Source organism: Arthrobacter sp. H14 (assembly GCF_000520495.1).
Lineage (GTDB): Bacteria > Actinomycetota > Actinomycetes > Actinomycetales > Micrococcaceae > Arthrobacter_C.
On the sequence record NZ_KI914706.1, the window covers coordinates 83,595 to 84,665 of the forward strand.

At 62.2% G+C, this 1,071-nt stretch carries 3 protein-coding genes; 1 reads left to right on the forward strand and 2 read right to left on the reverse strand.

Going from position 1 to position 1,071, the window contains the following annotated elements; all coding sequences use genetic code 11:
- On the forward strand, positions 1 to 338 hold a 338-nt coding region (locus tag Y707_RS30310), incomplete at its 5' end, for a MerR family transcriptional regulator (protein ID WP_035783200.1).
- Here Y707_RS30310 and Y707_RS28510 read toward each other — a convergent pair.
- Both Y707_RS28510 and Y707_RS0121880 read right to left on the reverse strand, forming a co-directional pair.
- Positions 335 to 685 (reverse strand): UPF0758 domain-containing protein, encoded by a 351-nt coding sequence (locus tag Y707_RS28510; protein ID WP_155853261.1) that lies wholly within the window; start codon positions 683 to 685, stop codon positions 335 to 337. The genes Y707_RS30310 and Y707_RS28510 overlap by 4 nt on opposite strands.
- A gap of 120 nt (positions 686 to 805) precedes the next feature.
- On the reverse strand, positions 806 to 1,071 hold a 266-nt coding region (locus Y707_RS0121880; RefSeq protein ID WP_026536617.1), incomplete at its 5' end, for an IS30 family transposase.

A 1,071-nucleotide genomic window follows, 5' to 3' on the forward strand; every position in this document is an offset into this window, starting at 1 on the left:
GGCTCGGCATTGTGAAGCCGAGCCGTGCGCCCGGACGGTCTCGCCGTTATTCGCAACGCGATGTGGATGCTTTGCGTGAGGTGCAGCGGCTCTCAGGCGAAGGCGTCTCGCTTGAAGGCATCAAGCGCATTCTGGAACTCGAAAACCAGGTGGATGCCCTCCGGGCAAAGGTGTCCGAATTGACCGAGGAGCTTAAAGAGGCCAAATCCGGCCGGCTAAGCCGCAGGGACGCTGCCCGGGTTTTCGCCGCCGGAAGTGTTGGCGGTGACGTGGTTACCCTCGCCCAGGGTCAACGGCCACGGCCACGTTCTTCCGCCGTCGTCCTCTGGCGCCCCTAACCAGTATCGCCAGGAGCCTTGGTGATTGCCCGTGCTGGCTGGCGCCGGAGCAGCCCCCGCTGTGACCGCCGTGCCAGCTCCATGGAGGCGGCAATACGCATGGCCAGTGCCTGACCGACTCCCTCCGCTTCCTGCAACTCATCGACCGAGGCGATCGACAGCCCGCCTGTTCCACCGAATTTCTTCAGCAGTGACTGGGCGAGTTCGAGGCTGCTCCGCCCACGGCCTCCCGAACCGATGATGATGGCGAGGACCTCGGCGTCCTTGAGCCGGCGGACCCCGACCATGAGCAACCGTTCCCGCGGTCTTTCCTCGACGGGCATTTCCATGATGCTTCGCGATGTCATGCACCGAGACTACGGACACCGTGCCGGCCGCAGGAGACAGAGTCCATCGAATGTGGACGGCGTTCCGTTAACAGCCGGTTGTGGAGGGGTGAAGTCAAGTGGTGTTTGCAATGCTGCGGCTTACGCTGCGGTTTGTAGTAGTTCTTTCAGTTGGTCGGCGGGCGTCTGAAGCCCGAGGGTTTGGCGGGGCCTGCGGTTAAGGATGTCCTGAACCTTTTTGAGATCTGCGGCGGTGTAACCGCTGAGATCGGAGTACTTCTCGAACCAGTGCCGCAGCAGCCGGTTCGTGTTCTCGTTCGTGCCCCGTTGCCAGGGTGAGTGCGGATCGCAGAAGTAGACCGGTGATCCCAGTTCAAGCCTGACTTTTTCGTAGGCTGTCATCTCGG